Genomic DNA, 17,414 nt, shown 5'->3' on the forward strand with positions numbered 1-17,414 from the left:
GGCGACGGGCAAGCGGCAAGCGATGAATGAAAAAAGGGCGCGCCCGCGTCCGGACGCGCCCTTCATGGGACAGGCGTCAGGCCCTCTCTACCAAGCGCCCGTCCAGGTCAGGTCAATGCGCACGCTGCGGCCCGCTTCGGAGACCCCTGCAAACACGCGCTCATAGTCTTCGTCAAAGACGTTATCGACGCCCAGATTGATGCGAAGCGGCTGATCCGCCAGCGGCGTCCAGCCGGCGTGCAGATCGAGAACCGCATAGCCGTCACGCTCTTGCGCGACGCTGTCGGCCTTGTCGAAATCCGCCGCAAAAGCCACGCGTCCCCCCAGGGTGAGACGCTGGGCTTCAAACGTGTAGCGCGCGTTCACAAAGCCCATCACCGGCTGCAGCGCGCCCAGCGGCTCGCCCGTGGCCTTGTTCTCGCCATCCACTTCAAAGAGTGAGCCGGACAGCTCGAACGCGCCAACCGAATAGGCCGCCGCGATCTCGAAGCCTTCCAGTTCCGCTTCCGCCAGATTTTCCGAATACGTCGTCCCCGCCGAGCACGGCAGGAAGGGCGGCGCGAAACAGGTGGGGTTGAAGGCGAAGTCCACATTGAGATTGATCAGGTCTTCGGCGTCCGTCTGGAACCAGGCGCCCTTGATCTCGAACCGGTCATCGCCCGTGAACAGGCCCTGATGGCTGAAGGCGGCGCCGATCTCTAGGGTTTCGGTGTGCTCGGGCTTCAGATCGGGGTTGGCGATGAAGCTGTTGGTGATGAAGACCGGCGCGCCCAGGATCGGGTGCGGCAGGGAGAAGTGGGTGTCGCTGAGATAGAGCTCGTTCAGCGACGGCGCCCGGAACGCCTCGGCCCAGCTGCCAAACACGCGCACGCTGTCATTGGGCGCCCAGGTCGCGGCGAGGCGCGGGGAGATCGCATCGTCATCATTGCTGTCGGCCTGGTCTGACTCGCTCTCAAACTGGTCAAACCGCACGCCGGGCAGCACGATCAACTCGCCCGCCGCGCCCAGATCAAGCGTGCTCTCAAGCTGCGCCCAGACGCCGGTGAAACGGGTCGACCCGCTGGGCACGCCGCCGCGCACGCCGGTCGGGGTGGCGGAGTCAAAGCCCTTTTGCTCGTCCTCATACCATTCCACTCCGGTGACGAGCGCCAAGTCGAGACCGCCCAGAGCGAACTCGGCGCGGTTTTCAGCCCGGATGCCGGTCGTCGTGAGATCCCGCTCGACGAGGCGGTTGATGCTCTCGTCGGTTTCATCCACAGCGCCAATATTGTGATAGAGCGTCGTCTCAAGATTGATCAGCGGATTGGACGGAGCAAAGCGCAGCGTTGCGCGCAGGCTGTCAGAGGAGACATCCTTGTTCATCAGCGGGTTCAGGCTGTCCACGCCTGCCGCGCCCTGCCCGTTATTGGGCTCGACGCTGTCATTGCGGAAGCTCAGCCAACCCAGCTCCAGCTCAAGGGCGTCGCTGATATCCCACTCGCCGCCCAGAAGACCGGACACGATATCGTCTTCAACCGTCAAGGCGTCGCCTGAGCCCAGCTCGATATCGCCGGACTGGCGCACGCTGAGCGCGGCCACGCCCTCAAAGTTTCCAGCATCGCCGACCAGGGCCACCGATCCACGGCTTTCTTCATTGACCGAGCGATACCCCGCCGAAGCGCGCACGCCAAAGCTTTGGCCGTCGTCCAGAAGATCGTCAGCTTCCAGCGTCTCAAAAGCGATCACGCCGCCTGCCGCGCCCGACCCGTACAAGGAGGAGGCGGATCCGCGAACGCTCTCCACCCGCCCCAGCAAGGCCGGGTCCAGAAACAAGACTCCGTCATGGGCGCTGTTGAAATTCTGCCGGGCGCCGTCAATCAGCAAGGTGACGTTTTCGCGCCCCAGCCCGCGAAGGCTCAGGGTCTGCCCGGTCCGGCGCGGCCCGCCCGAAACCTGCAGCGCCGGAATATCTTCCAGCAGTTCAATCAGGTCGGTCGGTCGGTTCTCATCCAGCGTCTGCAGCGAGATGGCGCTGGTCAGGCCCGGATAGTCAAAATTGGTCAACTGGGTGCGCGTGGCGGTGACCACGATCACATCACTGGCTTCTGCGCCTTGCCCGGCGTCAGCCTTGGCCAGCGCCGGCGCTGTCAGCGCCAGAAGCGAGACGCTGGCCGCCAACCAGCCGCGCCCGTCGAATTTGGAAATCATTGGTCTCATGTCTCGCCCCTGATTGCGAACCGTTCTCATTACGAGACTGAATGGCGCAGGTCATTTGCGATTGCAAGTAAGAATCTTTCGCATTATGCAGATCGCAGACTGGCGATAAACGCCTGACCACGATCCGATCGCCGTTCTGCAGCGGCGACCCAGACAGGGGGACACAGATGACCAAACTTCATTTCATGACGCTCGCCACCGCCAGCCTGGCCGCATTGTCGCTCAGCGCCTGCGCCAGCACCGGCGCCCAACCCAACGCGTCATTCGCTGATGCGCCGTACACGCACAGTCCTCTACAGGCGGACCTGGAAGCGGACCGTCAGGCGATCCTGGCCATGGCGGGCGAGTACGAAGTGACGTTTGATTTCACCGAATTCCTGCCGATCTCGGCCGGGTATGAGCTGGCCGACCCCAAGGTCACCCCCGCGCGTGAAGTGGTCTATGTGATCGCCGATGACGGCGACTTCATCTCGCTGCAGCATTTGTTGCTGGTCGGCGATCTGGAAGACCCGTTCGTGGTCAAGCACTGGCGTCAGGACTGGGCGTACGAGCCTTCGCGCCTGATGGCCTATCAAGGCTTCGGCGAATGGACGATGGACGTTCTGAGCCCGGACCAGTCGCGCGGCGCCTGGTCTCAAACCGTCTACCAGGTCGATGACAGCCCGCGCTATGCCGGGATCGCCCGCTGGGAGCATGCAGAGGAAGCCTCCACCTGGGAGCCGGCGCGCAGCTGGCGCCCGCTGCCTCGCCGCGACGCGACCACGCGTGATGATTACGACGTCATCGACGCAGTGAACCGGCACACGATCCTGAGCTGGGGCTGGACCCACGAGCAGGACAATTCAAAAGTCGTGCTGCGCGACGGGCAGACACGCGAGCTGGTGCGCGAGCACGGCATCAACACCTATCGCCGTTATGACCTTGAAGGCGATCACGCCGCCCAGGCCTATTGGGACGGCACTGAAGACTACTGGGCGGATGTGCGTGCGGTCTGGGACGAGATTCTGGAAACCGCAGATCGCTTCACCGCCGCAGACGATGCGGAAGGCTCCATGCTCTACATGCCGGTCCTGAACGAAGGACAGGCCCTGCTTGATGGCGAACAGGACGCGGACACCGCTTTCAGCCATGCTGCAGAGGTGATGGAAGCGCAGATCACGGTAGACGGCGCTCCACTGAACGTGGAGTAGGGGCCTGAACGCTGAATTCCCGGGCGAGCGAGAGCGAGACCCGGGGGTTCAGTTTCTCCCACCCTCTTCCCCGGCGCAGGCCGGGGCCCAGAGCCGGAAACGCAGCGCTTCATGGTCTCTGGATCCCGGACCAAGTCCGGGAAAGAGGGGACTAGATACAAAAAAGCCCCGGCGGTGACGCCGGGGCTTTCTTCATTCATGCGCTGGGGATTAGCCCAGCTTGGGCACGTTCACGAGCTTCACGCGGCCCGATTTCTTGTCGCGCACCACGATGACGCGGTTCATGTCGACTCCGTCGATCGGTTTGCCCATCTCGGCGAGACGCGCCAGCGACGCGTCGCGCACGGTCTGGTCATCTGCATCCGGAGCAAGGGTGATCGTGGCGCGGCGCTTGCCGCCTTCCTGGATCACCACTTCGATCTCTTCGATCGCGGCGTCCAGATCGGCTTCGTTCGCAGTCGGCCATTGGGCGTCGAAGACAGACGGATTGTGACCGGCCTTCTCCCACAGCTCTTCCGCCATGAAGGGCGCAAACGGCGCGAGCACGGTGATGAACTGATCCAGCACGGCTTTTGAGACCGGCTGACCTTCCACCGCGTTGAGGAATTTCATCAGCTCGGCGATGCCGGTGTTCAGGCGCAGATTATCGAGGTCTTCGGTGACCGCGAGCACCAGCTTGGTCAGCGCCAGACTGACAGGCTTGCTCTCCTCAGAAGACGGATTGGCGAGGCCTTCGGTCGCAAACCGCCAGACACGGCGCAGGAATTTCAATGCGCTCGAGACCTTCTCGGTCTCCCATTCGCGCATCGCCTCCACCGGCCCCATGAACATCATGTGCACGCGGAAGGCGTCCGCCCCGAAGCGTTCCACCACGTCATCTGGCGTGACGACGTTGTGCAGCGATTTGGACATTTTCGCGCCCACGCGTTCGACCACATCGCCGGACGGCTCATGGACGAACGTCCCATCCGGACGCTCGACCACTTCGTCGACCGGCAGGATGATGCCGCGGGCGTTCTTGAAGGCGTGGCTGGTCAGAAGACCCTGGTTCACCAGCTTCTGGAACGGCTCCTTGGTGGAGACCAGACCCAGATCAAACAGCACTTTGTGCCAGAAGCGGGCATAGAGCAGGTGCAGCGTCGCATGCTCCGCGCCACCCACATACAGATCGACCATGCCCCAGGCCTTTTCGAGCGCGGGGTCGACCATGGCCGTGTCGTTCCTGGGATCCTTGAAGCGCAGATAATACCAGCAAGAGCCCGCCCATTGCGGCATGGTGTTGGTGTCGCGGCGCCCCTTCATCCCGGTTTCGGGATCGGTGACCTCGACCCAGTCCTCGGCGCGCGCCACAGGAGACTCGGCGTGCCCGGTCGGCTTGTAATTGTCGATATGCGGCAAGGTCAGCGGCAGCTGGTCTTCAGGCACGGTGGTGCGGGTGCCGTCCTCCCAGTGAATGATCGGAATCGGCTCGCCCCAATAGCGCTGACGGGCGAAAATCCAGTCGCGCAGATTATAGCTGATCACCCGCTGGCCGACGCCTTGCGCTTCAAGATGATCGGCCACCGCCTCGCGCGCCTCGCGCCAGCGCACGCCGGCCTGATACAGCCCGCTCTCATCGGGCGCCGCCAACATGACGCCGTCCTCGGTCCAGCACTTCTGGCCCGCCAACACAGCCGCGCGCTCAGGCGCATCGGCGCCGGGGTCGATCACCGGGACGATGTCGAGACCATAGGTGTTGGCGAAGGCGAAATCGCGTTCGTCATGGGCCGGCACGCCCATCACCGCGCCGGTGCCGTAATCAGGCAGAACATAATCGGCGACGAAGATCGGCACGGCGCGTCCCGTCACCGGGTTGATCGCATAACTGCCCGTGGGCGCGCCGGTTTTCTCGGCGTCCTTGGTGCGATCCAGATCAGATTTGCGCGCAGCCTCGTCGCGATAGGCGTCGACTGCCGCCTTCTGCTCAGCCGCCGTCAACTGATCGAGCAGTTCATGCTCGGGCGCGACGGCCAGGAAGGTCACGCCGCCCAGCGTATCCACGCGGGTGGTGAAGGTCTCAACGTCCAGATCCGAGCCCTGCACCTTGAAGCGCAATTGCACGCCTTCAGAACGGCCAATCCAGTTGCGTTGGGAATCCTTGATGCCTTCAGGCCAGTCGAGCGCGTCCAGATCAGCGATCAGGCGCTCGGCATAGGCGGTGATGCGCATCTTCACCTGTTTGAGCGGAACGCGGATCACCTCATAGCCCTGCTCGGACTTGCCGTCAAAGACCTCTTCATTGGCGAGGATCGTGCCCAGCTCCGCGCACCAGTTCACCGGCGCGGTCTCGTAATATACAAGCCGACGCGCGTCCTGATACTCCTGAACCGCCAGCTTGCCCTGAGCTTCAACGTCCGCGGGGATCGGCAACTCGCTGATCGGGCGCGCGGCATCGGCCTCCGCATCATAGAAGGCGTTATAGAGCCGGGTGAAGATGAACTGGGTCCAGTGATAATAGTCCGGACTCGAGGTCTGGATCTCGCGATCCCAGTCATAGCCCAGACCCAGAAGGTCCATCTGGCGCTTGTAGTTGGCGATGTTGGCCTGGGTGGAGACTTCCGGATGCACGCCCGTCTTCATGGCGTAGCGTTCGGCCGGCAGGCCGAAGCTGTCCCAGCCCATCGGGTGCAGCACCTTGTAACCGGCCATACGCTTATAGCGGGCGACAATGTCCGTAGACAGATAACCAACCGGGTGACCCACATGCAGACCCGCCCCGGACGGGTAAGGAAACATGTCGAGCACGTAAAACGTCTTGTCGCCCGGCTTGGGGTCCGGCGTTGCGTTCGTCTTCGCCTGGGTCCAGTACGCGCGCCACTTCTTCTCAAGGGCGTTGAACTCGTATGCGGTCTGTTCGGTCATCGACTATCGTCCCGGACGGCTTACGCCGCCGCTTTCTCTACACTGATGCGCACCGCATCGCCCTGAATATCGGTCTCGCTGACAAAGCCTGCGCCCGCCTCGGTCGACAGGCTGACAGCGAGGGTCTCATCGCGAATGAAGTCGCCATGCGCCGCAATCGCCGCCGCCACGGCGTCGCCGCCGGAAATGCCCAGCGCGATCCGGTCCGACACGTCGAGCCCCGCATCCTTGCGCGCGGTCTGGATGGCGCGGATGAGATCGCGCGCCAGGCCTTCACGCGCCTGATCTTCATCCACAGACGTGTCGAGCACGATGGCGCCGGTCCCTGCGAACGGCTCGGCGTCCGAGCCTTCATCGGTGACGACGCGCATGGTGAACTCTTCCGCGGCCAGCGTCTGGCCCGCCACGCTTGCGGTGCCGTCATCATTGAGGGTGAAATCGCCAGACCGCGAGGCCGCCATCACGTCTTTCATGGCCTTGCCCAGACGCTTGCCGATGCGCGGATCGGGTTTCAGCTCCACACGGCCATAGGCGTCGAGATCTGTGGAGGTCGCCACGGCGCGCACATTCACCTCATCCCGGATCAGATCCGAAAACGGCTCCAGCGCTGCACTGTCGGCATGCACGATGGTGAGGGTCTTGAGCGGCAGGCGCACCCGCAAGCGCGAGCGCTCGCGCACGGCCAAAGCCGCCGAACAGGCGTCACGCACCAGATCCATCGACCGCACCAGCGCGTGGTCAGACGGGAACTCGTCCGCCTTGGGCCATAGCGTCAGATGCACGGAGCGGTCGCCCGTCAGCGCCTTGTAGACTTTCTCGGACACGATCGGCAGCAGCGGCGCGAGGACGCGGCAGACCTTCACCAGCACCGTATAGAGCGTGTCAAAGGCGGCGTTCTTGGCGGCCTCGTCTTCAGAACCCCAGAACCGCGCGCGCGAGCGGCGGATATACCAATTGGTCAGGGCGTCGAAAAAGGCCGTCGCTTCCTTGCAGGCGCGCGGCACGTCATAGCCGTCAAGCGCCGCCTCGACCGCGCTCGCCAGCTCACCGGTCTTGGTCAGGATATAACGGTCCAGCGGATCGTCCGCCGAGGTGATGATCTGCGGCTGGCGGTCTTCCAGATTGGCGTAAAGCGAGAAGAAGGAATACGCGTTCAGAAGCGGCGCAATCGCTTCGCGCTGCACACTGGCGATCTCGCGGCCTTCTTTCGGCACCAACAGGTCACCGCCGGTGAGCACCGGCGAGGAGATCAGGAACCAGCGCATCACGTCCGAACCGTACTGGTCAAAGAATTCCATCGGGTCGGGGTAATTGCGCAGGCGCTTGGAGAGCTTCTGGCGGTTCTCGTCGAGCACCACGCCGTGACAGATCGCGTTCTTGAACGGCGGCCGGTCAAACAGCATCGTCGACAGCACCATCAGCGTATAGAACCAGCCACGCGTCTGGGCGACATATTCAACGATGAAGTCTGCCGGGAAGTTCGCCTCAAACCATTCCTTGTTTTCAAAGGGATAATGGACCTGGGCGTAAGGCATGGAACCGGAATCAAACCAGACGTCGAAGACATCCTCAACGCGGCGCATGGTGGACTTGCCGGTGGGGTCATCCGGGTTCGGACGGGTCAGCTCGTCAATGTAAGGGCGGTGCAGATCGGTGACCTTGACGCCGAACTCCGCCTCCAGCTCCTCGATGGAGCCGTAGACGTCAACGCGCGGATAGTTGGGATCATCCGACACCCAGACCGGGATCGGCGTGCCCCAGAAGCGCGAGCGGGAGATGTTCCAGTCCTGCGCGCCGGCCAGCCAGTTGCCGAAAATGCCGTCCTTGACGTGTCCCGGCGACCAGTTGATCTCCTGATTGAGCTCGACCATCCGCTCGCGGAAGTCGGACACTTTCAGATACCAGCTATCCACCGCCTTGTAGATCAGCGGCTCGTCGGTGCGCCAGCAATGGGGATAGTTGTGATCATAGGTGTCATGGCGGAAGAGTTTGCCCTCTTCCTTCATGCGCTGGATGATCGGCTTGTTGGCGTCAAACACCAACAGGCCTTCATAATCAGGAATTTCGCTCGTGTAGCGGCCCGCCTGATCAACCGGCACGACCACGCCGATGCCCGCCTTGCGGCAGGCGTTGAGGTCATCCTCGCCAAAGCCCGGCGCCATGTGAACGATGCCGGTGCCGTCCTCATCGACGACGAAGTCTTCCAGAAGGATCTGGTGCGCGTTTTCGCGGCCGACGAAATAGTCAAACGGCGGGTGATATGTCAGGCCCGCAAGCTCTGAACCCTTCACCGTTCCAATTTGTTCAGCGCCGTCGAGCTGCTTCTTGTATTTCTCCAGTCCGTTCACGGACAGAATGAAGCGCTCCTCGCCCTTTTGCATAATGGCGTAGGTGATGTCCGCGCCCGCCGCGCAGGCGAGGTTGGAGGGCAGGGTCCAGGGCGTGGTGGTCCAGATCAGGATTTTTGCGCCTGACAACTCGCCCTGACCGGCTTTCAGCTCAAAGCCGACGGTGACGGCCGGATCGGTACGGTTGCGATACGAATTGTCGAGACGGGTCTCGAAATTCGACAGCGGGGATTCCACGGCCCAGGAATACGGCACGACCCGATAGTCCTTATAGACCAGGCCCTTGTCCCAGAGCTGTTTGAACGCCCACAGCGCGCTTTCCATGAAGCTGGTGTCGAGCGTCTTGTAATCGTTCTCGAAATCAACCCAGCGCGCCGAACGCGTGACATAGTCTTCCCACTCGCCGGCATATTTCATCACGCCCGCGCGCGCGGCGGCGTTGAACTTGTCGATGCCCATTTCCAGCACGGCCTTGCGCCCGGAAATGCCCAGATCCTTCTCCGCGGACAGCTCCGCAGGCAGGCCATGGGTGTCCCAACCAAAACGGCGTTCGACGCGCTTGCCCTTCATGGTCTGAAAGCGCGGGATGACGTCCTTGGCGAAGCCGGTCAGCAAATGCCCGTAGTGCGGCAAGCCATTGGCGAAGGGCGGGCCGTCATAGAACACGAACTGGTCGTCTTCGGGGCGCTCATCAATCGAGGCCTGGAAGGTGCCGTCCTGTTTCCAGAAGGCGAGAATGTCTGAATCGATCTTGGGCAGCTCCGACGGTCCGGGAACCGTAGGAAAACGGCGCTCGGATGCGCCTTCAGCCGTATTGGCGTCGCTCTTGGTCGCGTCGGCCATATCAATCCTCGTCTCACATGTTTCTGACGGCTTCCCCACGCCTTTAACTGGCGCGTCACATGACAATGCCATTCACGGAGGAAAGCCTGCACCAGATAAGTACAGTCAACATGCGGCGGTACCCCCTGTATGCTCAGGGGTCAAGACGCAGGGGCGCTAAAGCGCGCTGAGCGCCTGTTCCAGATCCGCCCAGAGATCGTCCGGCGCTTCGAGACCGACCGACAAACGCACCAGACCGTCCGTCACGCCCGCCTCTTGCCGCGCGTCTGGCGTCATGGCGGCATGGGTCATAGTTGCGGGGATGGCGCACAGGCTTTCCACCCCGCCCAGCGACTGGGCCAGGATGAACAGCTCAAGCGATTGAACGAACTGGCGCGCCGCCGCTTCACCGCCTGTCAGCTCCAGGCTCATCAGCGGGCCGAACCCGTCTTGCTGGGATTTGGCGATGGCGTGACCGGGATGATCCTCAAGGCCGGGATAGTCCACCCGCACCACCTTTGGGCTGACCTTGAGGCGCCGGGCGATCTCAAGCGCGGAGTCTGACTGGGCTTTCGCCCGCACCGGCAGGGTGCGCAGCCCACGCATGGCGAGGAAGGCGTCAAACGCCCCGCCCACGGCGCCCGCCGCGTTCGCCCACCAGCTGAGACGCTCCACATGGTCAGGATCCCGGGCGCAAACCACGCCGCCCACCATGTCGGAATGCCCGTTGATCATCTTGGTGAGCGAGCTGACCACCAGATCCGCGCCCAGCGCGATCGGGCGCTGGAGGGCGGGCGACAGCACGGTGTTGTCCACCACCGCCAGCGCCCCCGCCGCCTTCGCCCGCACGCAAGCCGTCTGAAGATCGGTCAGACGCAGGCGCGGATTGGAGGGAGTCTCGAAAAAGACCAGATCCGCCCCGTCCCACAACGCCTCTTCCAGCGCGGCGTCATCCGTGCAGTCCACATAGACGAGGTCAAAGCCGCGCTGCTGGCTGCGCGCATCCATCAGGCGCCGCGTGCCGCCATAGCAATCATGGGCGCAGACGATGCGCGCGCCGTTGGGCAGCAGATTGAGCACCAGATCAATCGCCGCCATTCCCGAACTGGCCACCACCGCGCCGGAGGCCCCTTCCAGCGCTGCAAGGGCGGCGGCCAGTTCCGCCCGACCGGGTTGGCCAGTACGGGCATAGTCAAACGCGCCAGGCTGGGCCGGATCGGCCCGCCGATAGGCGCTCGAAACCTGAATGGGCGCGACAACCGCGCCATGACCGGGATCGCAATTGATCCCGGCGCGAACCGCGCGCGTGCGAAACTCAGTCATCTCGCCCCTCCAGAAACGCGTTCACCAACGCTGTCTCCTTGAGAAATCCGTCATGCCCGTAAAGGCTGTCGCGGACGACCAGCCGCGCCTCACATCCGGTCAGGGCGTCGCGCGTGGCCTGAATTTGAGCCAGCGGCGTCAGCGTGTCAGAGGCGAAGGCCAGAAGGCGCACCGGACAGCGGATTTTCGACAGGTCCGGGGCGGCGGCCTCCATCGACGCCAAGCGTGACAGGAAACGCTCGGGCGTGACGGCGCCCGCATACTCTGCCCCACGCGCCGCCAGATAGGCTTCAATCCCGCCCGGCTCGCCGTCCGGACCGAAGCGTTCAGCAAATTCGTCAGCGGTGCGATACGTGGTCATAGCCAGGCGGCGGGCGAGATCGACCCCGCGCGCGCCCTGACCCGCGTCAATCGCCAGTTTCAGGATTTCGCGCTGGATCGACCGCAACCCTTGAGTCATCGGATGCACGCCCGCACTCGCGCACAAAAGATCGAGCCGTGTGACCCGATCCGGCGCCAGGGTCGCCAGCGTCAGCCCCACAGTGCCGCCATAACTGGCGCCCACCAATGTGAAACGCTCAATTCCAGCCGCATCCGCCAGCATCAACACCGCCGCCGCCTGGTCCTCGACGGTCGGAAACGGTTCTGCGGCGTCGTCCAGAAAATCCATCGACACCAGGCGGCGACGGCTCGGGTCAAGCGCGCCGTCCGCACCGGCGACTCCCGGCCACCAGCCCGGCCCGTCTTCATCCGCGACCAGTCTGCGATCCGCCGAAATGCCGCCCAGCACCAGGGTCGCGGCGCCGTCGTCAGGTCCGACGACGCGGCCGCGCACATCTGACCAGCCGCCGCCATTCGGGCGTTCAAAGCCGCAGCTATACTCCTGCACACGCCAATGAGAGGGGCGACATCGGCCAGTGTCTGACGCCAGCGCCGTCATGAGCGTTGAGCTTTCACAAGACGGTTGAGATCGCCGATCAGGCTGCCCGCCGTCGGCAAGCGTCCCGCGCCTTTGCCCGCCACGATCACTTCTGCGCCACGCTCAGGCAGCAGCACGACCACATTGCCTTCCGCCCGCGCCCGCGACAGCGGATCATTGAGCGGCAGAGCCTCCAGGCGCACCTGTGCGCTCACGCCTGACACCGTGCGCGACAGACACCCGATCTGGCGGATGCGACGGCCATCCAGACGCGCCGCCTCCAGCACATGGGCGGGCAGGTCCCGGATCGAGGCTGTGGGGATGGCGGCGGGATCAAGAACGACGCCCCAGGCCTCTCGTGCGATCAAGGCGAGCTTGTTCGCCGCATCCAGACCATCGAGGTCTGCGCTGGGGTCCGCCTCGGCGAAGCCGGCGTCTTGCGCCTCTTGGACCGACGCCGAGAGACTGCGGCCTGAAGCCAGACGGTCGAGGACGAAATTGGAGGTGCCGTTCAGCACGCCCCTCACCCGTCCCACCTTGACGCCGCTATCACGCAAACGCGCCACGGTTTCCAGAACCGGCGCGCCGCCTCCGACGGCCGACGAACAGGCAAAGGTGCGCCGCGCCGCATAAGTTCTGGCGACCAGATCAGGACGGCGGGCGGCCACATCCTTGTTGGCGGTCACCACATGGCAGCCTTCACGCACCGCGCGCTCGACCAGGGCTTCAGCCTCAGCCCCGCCGGGCAGCGCTTCAATCACCAGCTCCGGCTTGAGCGCAAAAACAGCGTCCGCATCTGTGAAGACAGGAAAGCCCGAAACGCCTTCAGGGCGCGGCGTACGAGTGAGAATGCCCAGGAGCTCAATGCCGTCCGGCAGGCGCTCGATCACGCCGCCGCCCACAACGCCGCAGCCCAGCATGATCGCGCGCATGCGGCGAACCGGCGGATGGGACGGTGAGGACTGTGCGGGGTGATCCAGCAAGGCCGGATAGGTCATGATGCTCTCCTTGGTTTTCACACGCGCCGGTCTGGGCAACCGGGCGGAACAAGAGAGCGGTGCGTCGAGTGCGTCCGAAACGGACTGAGGGAGGTCAGGACCAGACAAACTCGACGCTTCGCTTTAGCCGCACTTATTCCGCGCCCGCAAGCTGAAGCTCAAATCGGCGCAAATATGGATATAAGGATATGTTTATATCTTGTCTAGCGCTTTCTCACATGCCGTGATCAAGCACCGTCCACACCGCGAGCGCGATCAGGGCGCCGCCGGCCAGAAGCCGCAGCCAGAGCTGGCGCGCCAGAGCCTGCAAGGCGCCCACGCCCAGCCCCACCGCCATCAGGGCGGGCAGCGTCCCGAGACCGAACCCGGCCATCACCAACCCGCCCTGCACAGGTGATCCGGTCAGCCCGGCGTAGAACGTCATCAGATAAATCAGCGCACAGGGCATCAGCCCCCAGACAAGACCCAGACCGACCGGACCGAAACGGTGCAAGTGATGCAAGCGCTTGGTGATCGGCGCCGACAGACGCGCCCCCAACCGTCCAGCCTGTCCGCCGAAAATCGGGATCTCCATGATCGAGAACCCGGCCGCCATCAGCACGAGTGCGGAAAGATAGCGCGCAACGTCATGAAACGCGGCGGGCGGACGTTGGTCCTGTAACCCCCACCCGATAAAGCCTGCGATCACGCCCAGCCCCACATAGAGCGCGATCCGCGCCAGCTGAGCCTGAAACAAACGCGAGGCGCGCCGCATCGGCGACCCGTCGGCCCCGCCCAGCGCCAGCATTGCGGCGATGCCGCCGCACATGGCCAGGCAATGGGCGCTGGTGGACAGGCCGGCGATCAATCCGGCGAGAAAATCGATCTCCACGCGGCCGCCCAGAAGCGGCCCCACATCCATTCCGGGGTGTGTCAACGTGTCGCCTCCTTCAGGCCTTGTCTCTCAATGCGCCGCAAAACCCTTGAAATTCTGTGGGAACACAGGTGATCTCGGCGCATCGGACTGTATGGCCGCCCGTATGGAAAGGGTGCTGAGGCATATTGCCATAGTTTCATCTTGCTCCTTTCCCAGCCAAGACAGTCACGGACATTGCCTTCATCAGGGAGGGGCGAAATGACCGCGCACGCGGACCGACCCAAAACCGGCTTAGACGCCAACGCTATGATAATCGGCGGCATACTGCTGCTTGGCGCCCTTTGGTCGCTGTTTGCAGCAGCCAATGGCGCAGACGCCAATATGAGACTTCACGCCTGGGTGATCGGGGCCGGCTTCGTGCTGGGCCTGTTCGGCATGGTGGGCGTGTACTCAAACGGCGGGGTCGAGCGCGACCCCACCCAGTACAACGAAAACATCGTCAAATACGGCGTCATCGCCTCCATGTTCTGGGCGATTGCGGGCCTTCTGGTCGGCGTCATCATCGCCTCGCAACTGGCCTGGCCCGCTTTCCTCTCCTGGGATGCGCTTCCTCAGCTGAATTTCGGGCGTCTGCGTCCGGTCCACACCAGCGCGGTGATCTTCGCCTTTGGGGGCAATGTGCTGATCGCCACGAGCTTTTATGTGGTCCAGCGCACCACGCGCGCCCGCCTCGCTGGCGGCGTGTGGCCCTGGTTCGTGTTCTGGGGCTATCAGCTGTTCATCGTGGTCGCGGCCACGGGCTATCTGCTGGGCATCACCCAGTCGAAAGAATACGCCGAGCCTGAATGGTACGCCGATATCTGGCTGACCCTGGTCTGGGTCGTCTACCTGCTGGTGTTCCTGGGCACGCTGGCCAAGCGCAAAGAGCCCCACATCTATGTGGCGAACTGGTTCTATCTCGCCTTCATCGTCACCGTGGCGATGCTGCACGTGGTCAACAATCTGGCCATGCCGGCGTCTTTGCTGGGCTCGCGCTCCTATTCCGCCTTCTCGGGCGTTCAGGACGCGCTGACCCAGTGGTGGTACGGCCACAACGCCGTGGGCTTCTTCCTGACCGCCGGCTTCCTGGGGATCATGTACTATTTCATCCCCAAGCGGGCTGAGCGACCGGTCTATTCCTACCGCCTGTCGATCATCCACTTCTGGTCCCTGATCTTCATCTATATCTGGGCGGGCCCGCACCACTTGCACTATACGGCTCTGCCGGAATGGGCGCAGACGCTGGGCATGACCTTCTCGATCATGTTGTGGATGCCGTCCTGGGGCGGGATGATCAACGGCCTGATGACCCTGTCAGGGGCGTGGGACAAGCTGCGCACCGACCCGGTGATCCGCATGCTGGTGGTCTCGGTCGCCTTCTACGGCATGTCGACCTTTGAAGGCCCGGTCATGTCGGTGCGCGCCGTGAACTCGCTGTCGCACTATACCGACTGGACAATCGGCCACGTGCATTCCGGCGCTCTGGGCTGGGTGGGCTTCATCTCCTTCGGCGCGATCTACTGCCTGGTTCCCTGGCTGTGGAAGCGCAAGGGCATGTTCTCGCGCGCCCTCATTGAGTGGCACTTCTGGATCGCGACCCTGGGCATCCTTCTGTACATCACCTCGATGTGGGTGTCGGGCATCATGCAAGGCCTGATGTGGCGCTCTTATGACTCGCTGGGCTTCCTGGAATACTCGTTCGTCGAGACCGTTGAAGCCATGCATCCGTCCTACATCATTCGCGCCGTGGGCGGGCTGATGTACCTGGCGGGCGCTCTGTTGATGGTGTGGAACGTCTACAAGACCATCAAGGGCGACGTCGAAGATACCGAGGACGCGGTGAACCCGCAGTCCGCCGCTATCCAACCGGCCGAATAGGGAGGCGGATATGGCGAAAAAAGAAAATCCGATCTGGGGCTGGCACAAGAAGGTTCTCGAGCAGAACTCGCTGGTGCTGACCGTGGGCGTGCTGGCTGTCGTCTCCATTGGCGGCCTCGTGGAGATCGCTCCGCTCTTCTATCTTGATGAGACCATCGAGGAAGTGGAAGGCGTGCGTCCCCATTCACCGCTGGCGCTGATGGGCCGTGACATCTACATCCGGGAGGGCTGTTACAACTGCCACTCCCAGATGGTCCGCCCGCTGCGTGACGAGGTGGAGCGCTACGGCCATTACTCGCTGGCGGCCGAGAGCATGTACGACCACCCCTTCCAATGGGGCTCCAAACGCACCGGGCCGGACCTGGCCCGGCTGGGGAACAAGTATTCTGATGAATGGCACCGCGACCATATGCGCGATCCGCGTTCGGTGGTGCCTGAATCCATCATGCCGCCCTATGCGTTCCTGGAGACCACCGAGCTGGAAACCGAAGTGGTGGAAGGTCGTTTGCGGGCGCTGCGCCGGCTGGGCGTGCCTTACACCGACGAGATGATCGAAAATGCTGAGTCTGATCTGGAGGCCCAGCTCGATCCCTATTCGGCCAGTTATGACGCCTTCGTGGCCCGGTATCCGGGCGCGCCGATCCGCGATTTCGACGGCAATCCGGAGATGATCTCCGAGCTGGACGCCCTGATCGCGTATCTGCAGGTGCTCGGCACGATGGTGGACTTCTCCACCTATCAGGCCGACGCTGACGAGAACCTGAGGTAGGTCGTCATGTACGAAACGCTGTCAAGCTTCGCACAGACTTGGGGGCTGATCGGGTTCGTGGTGATTTTCGCCACGGTCCTGGTCTACGCCCTCTGGCCGAAAAACCAGGATAAATTTGACGACGCCGCGCGCGTGCCGCTGGAAGACGATGATCATCCGGACGCCGCCTCGGACACGGAGGACACTCATGTCTGACGAGCACAAGAAAGACGTCGACGCCTATAGCGGCGTGGACACGACGGGCCATGAATGGGATGGCATCAAGGAGCTCAACAACCCGCTGCCGCGTTGGTGGGTGTGGGTGTTTTACGCCTCCATCGTCTGGTCAGTGATCTATTGGGTCTTCATGCCGTCCTGGCCAGCTCTGCCCGGCATGGACGGCCATCTGCGCGGCGTGCGCGATCACTCCGAACGCGCCAATGTGGCCGTCGCGATCGCCGAGCTTGAAGAAAGCCGGGCCCCCATGTTCACCCGCCTCACCGAGGCGGCGGACACGGGCGGCATCAGCGCCATTGAAGCGGATCCGGACCTGTTGAACTTTGCGCTGGCCGCGGGTTCGTCCGCATTCGGCGACAACTGCGCCACCTGTCACGGCGCGGGCGGTCAGGGCTTTATCGGCTATCCCAACCTCAATGACGATGTGTGGCTGTGGGGCGGCTCGTTTGACGATATCCGTCACACCCTGCATGTGGGCATTCGCTGGGAGAACAATCCCGACACCCGTTTCTCGCAAATGCCGGCCTATGGCCGCGATGAGCTTCTCAGCCGCGAGGAAATCTCGGCGGTCACCGATTACGTCATGACCCTGTCTGACATGATCGAACCCACCGAGGCGGGCCAGACCACAGGCGCTGAAATCTACGAATTCCAGTGCTCGGCCTGTCACGGCCCGAACGGCATGGGCGACCGCATGCAGGGTGCGCCCAACCTGACCGACCAGGAGTGGCTTTATGGCGGGACGCGTGAGCAGATCTCCAACACGATCTGGCGCGGTCCCTATGGCATGATGCCGGCCTGGGAAGGGCGTCTGGATGAAGAAGTGATCACGGCGCTGGCCGCCTATGTCTATCTTCTGGGCGGTGGTGAAAGCGATGGGGCTTACACCGAGGCCAGTGCGGCCGACGCCATGGGTACGCTGGACGCGGCGGGCCGCTAGGACGGTCCAACGCGCCATA

Annotated in this window: 12 protein-coding genes; 5 read left to right on the forward strand and 7 right to left on the reverse strand. The window is 63.3% G+C overall.

Annotated features, from left to right (window positions below; all coding sequences use genetic code 11):
• Nucleotides 1-87: 87 nt before the first annotated feature.
• Entirely contained in the window at nucleotides 88-2,196 is a 2,109-nt protein-coding gene (locus tag G405_RS0105765) for a TonB-dependent receptor domain-containing protein (protein ID WP_233345993.1), read from the reverse strand.
• Between the two features lie 167 nt (nucleotides 2,197-2,363).
• Here G405_RS0105765 and G405_RS0105770 point away from each other — a divergent pair, with 167 nt between their 5' ends.
• Nucleotides 2,364-3,386 carry a DUF6607 family protein gene (locus tag G405_RS0105770; protein WP_022700560.1) on the forward strand — a complete coding sequence of 341 codons (1,023 nt, stop codon included), beginning with the start codon at nucleotides 2,364-2,366 and terminating at the stop codon, nucleotides 3,384-3,386.
• Between the two features lie 210 nt (nucleotides 3,387-3,596).
• On the opposite strand, the gene leuS is transcribed toward G405_RS0105770, so the two are convergent.
• The 6 genes from leuS to G405_RS0105800 form a co-directional block, all read right to left on the reverse strand.
• The gene (leuS, locus tag G405_RS0105775) at nucleotides 3,597-6,287 is read right to left on the reverse strand and encodes a leucine--tRNA ligase (protein WP_022700561.1); all 2,691 of its coding nucleotides are present in this window, start codon (nucleotides 6,285-6,287) and stop codon (nucleotides 3,597-3,599) included.
• A 20-nt stretch (nucleotides 6,288-6,307) separates the two neighbouring features.
• A complete protein-coding gene (gene ileS / locus G405_RS15130; protein WP_022700562.1) occupies nucleotides 6,308-9,478 on the reverse strand; it encodes an isoleucine--tRNA ligase in 3,171 nt (1,056 codons plus the stop codon).
• Nucleotides 9,479-9,634: 156 nt separating this feature from the next.
• Complete coding sequence (locus G405_RS0105785) at nucleotides 9,635-10,780, reverse strand: trans-sulfuration enzyme family protein (RefSeq protein ID WP_022700563.1); 1,146 nt, start codon at nucleotides 10,778-10,780, stop codon at nucleotides 9,635-9,637.
• Nucleotides 10,773-11,669, reverse strand: a complete 897-nt coding sequence (locus G405_RS15135) for an alpha/beta fold hydrolase (RefSeq protein ID WP_169447497.1) — start codon at nucleotides 11,667-11,669, stop codon at nucleotides 10,773-10,775. Before G405_RS15135 ends, G405_RS0105785 begins: the two co-directional genes overlap by 8 nt.
• A gap of 47 nt (nucleotides 11,670-11,716) precedes the next feature.
• On the reverse strand, nucleotides 11,717-12,697 hold the full coding sequence (locus G405_RS0105795; RefSeq protein WP_022700565.1) for a homoserine dehydrogenase: 981 nt from the start codon (nucleotides 12,695-12,697) through the stop codon (nucleotides 11,717-11,719).
• A gap of 214 nt (nucleotides 12,698-12,911) precedes the next feature.
• The gene (locus G405_RS0105800) at nucleotides 12,912-13,613 is read right to left on the reverse strand and encodes a sulfite exporter TauE/SafE family protein (RefSeq protein ID WP_156861386.1); all 702 of its coding nucleotides are present in this window, start codon (nucleotides 13,611-13,613) and stop codon (nucleotides 12,912-12,914) included.
• Between the two features lie 375 nt (nucleotides 13,614-13,988).
• On the opposite strand from G405_RS0105800, the gene ccoN reads away from it, so the two are divergent.
• The 4 genes from ccoN to ccoP are packed head-to-tail and all read left to right on the forward strand — an operon-like array spanning nucleotide 13,989 to nucleotide 17,395.
• A complete protein-coding gene (gene ccoN / locus G405_RS0105805; RefSeq protein WP_273019789.1) occupies nucleotides 13,989-15,470 on the forward strand; it encodes a cytochrome-c oxidase, cbb3-type subunit I in 1,482 nt (493 codons plus the stop codon).
• Nucleotides 15,471-15,480: 10 nt separating this feature from the next.
• Entirely contained in the window at nucleotides 15,481-16,239 is a 759-nt protein-coding gene (gene ccoO, locus G405_RS0105810; RefSeq protein WP_022700568.1) for a cytochrome-c oxidase, cbb3-type subunit II, read from the forward strand.
• Nucleotides 16,240-16,245: 6 nt separating this feature from the next.
• Nucleotides 16,246-16,434, forward strand: a complete 189-nt coding sequence (locus G405_RS15140; protein WP_022700569.1) for a cbb3-type cytochrome c oxidase subunit 3 — start codon at nucleotides 16,246-16,248, stop codon at nucleotides 16,432-16,434.
• Nucleotides 16,427-17,395 (forward strand): cytochrome-c oxidase, cbb3-type subunit III, encoded by a 969-nt coding sequence (ccoP, locus tag G405_RS0105820; RefSeq protein WP_022700570.1) that lies wholly within the window; start codon nucleotides 16,427-16,429, stop codon nucleotides 17,393-17,395. The genes G405_RS15140 and ccoP overlap by 8 nt, the downstream gene beginning before the upstream one ends.
• The last annotated feature ends 19 nt before the right edge of the window (nucleotides 17,396-17,414 follow it).

Source organism: Oceanicaulis alexandrii DSM 11625, from assembly GCF_000420265.1.
GTDB classification, from domain to species: Bacteria; Pseudomonadota; Alphaproteobacteria; order Caulobacterales; family Maricaulaceae; genus Oceanicaulis; species Oceanicaulis alexandrii.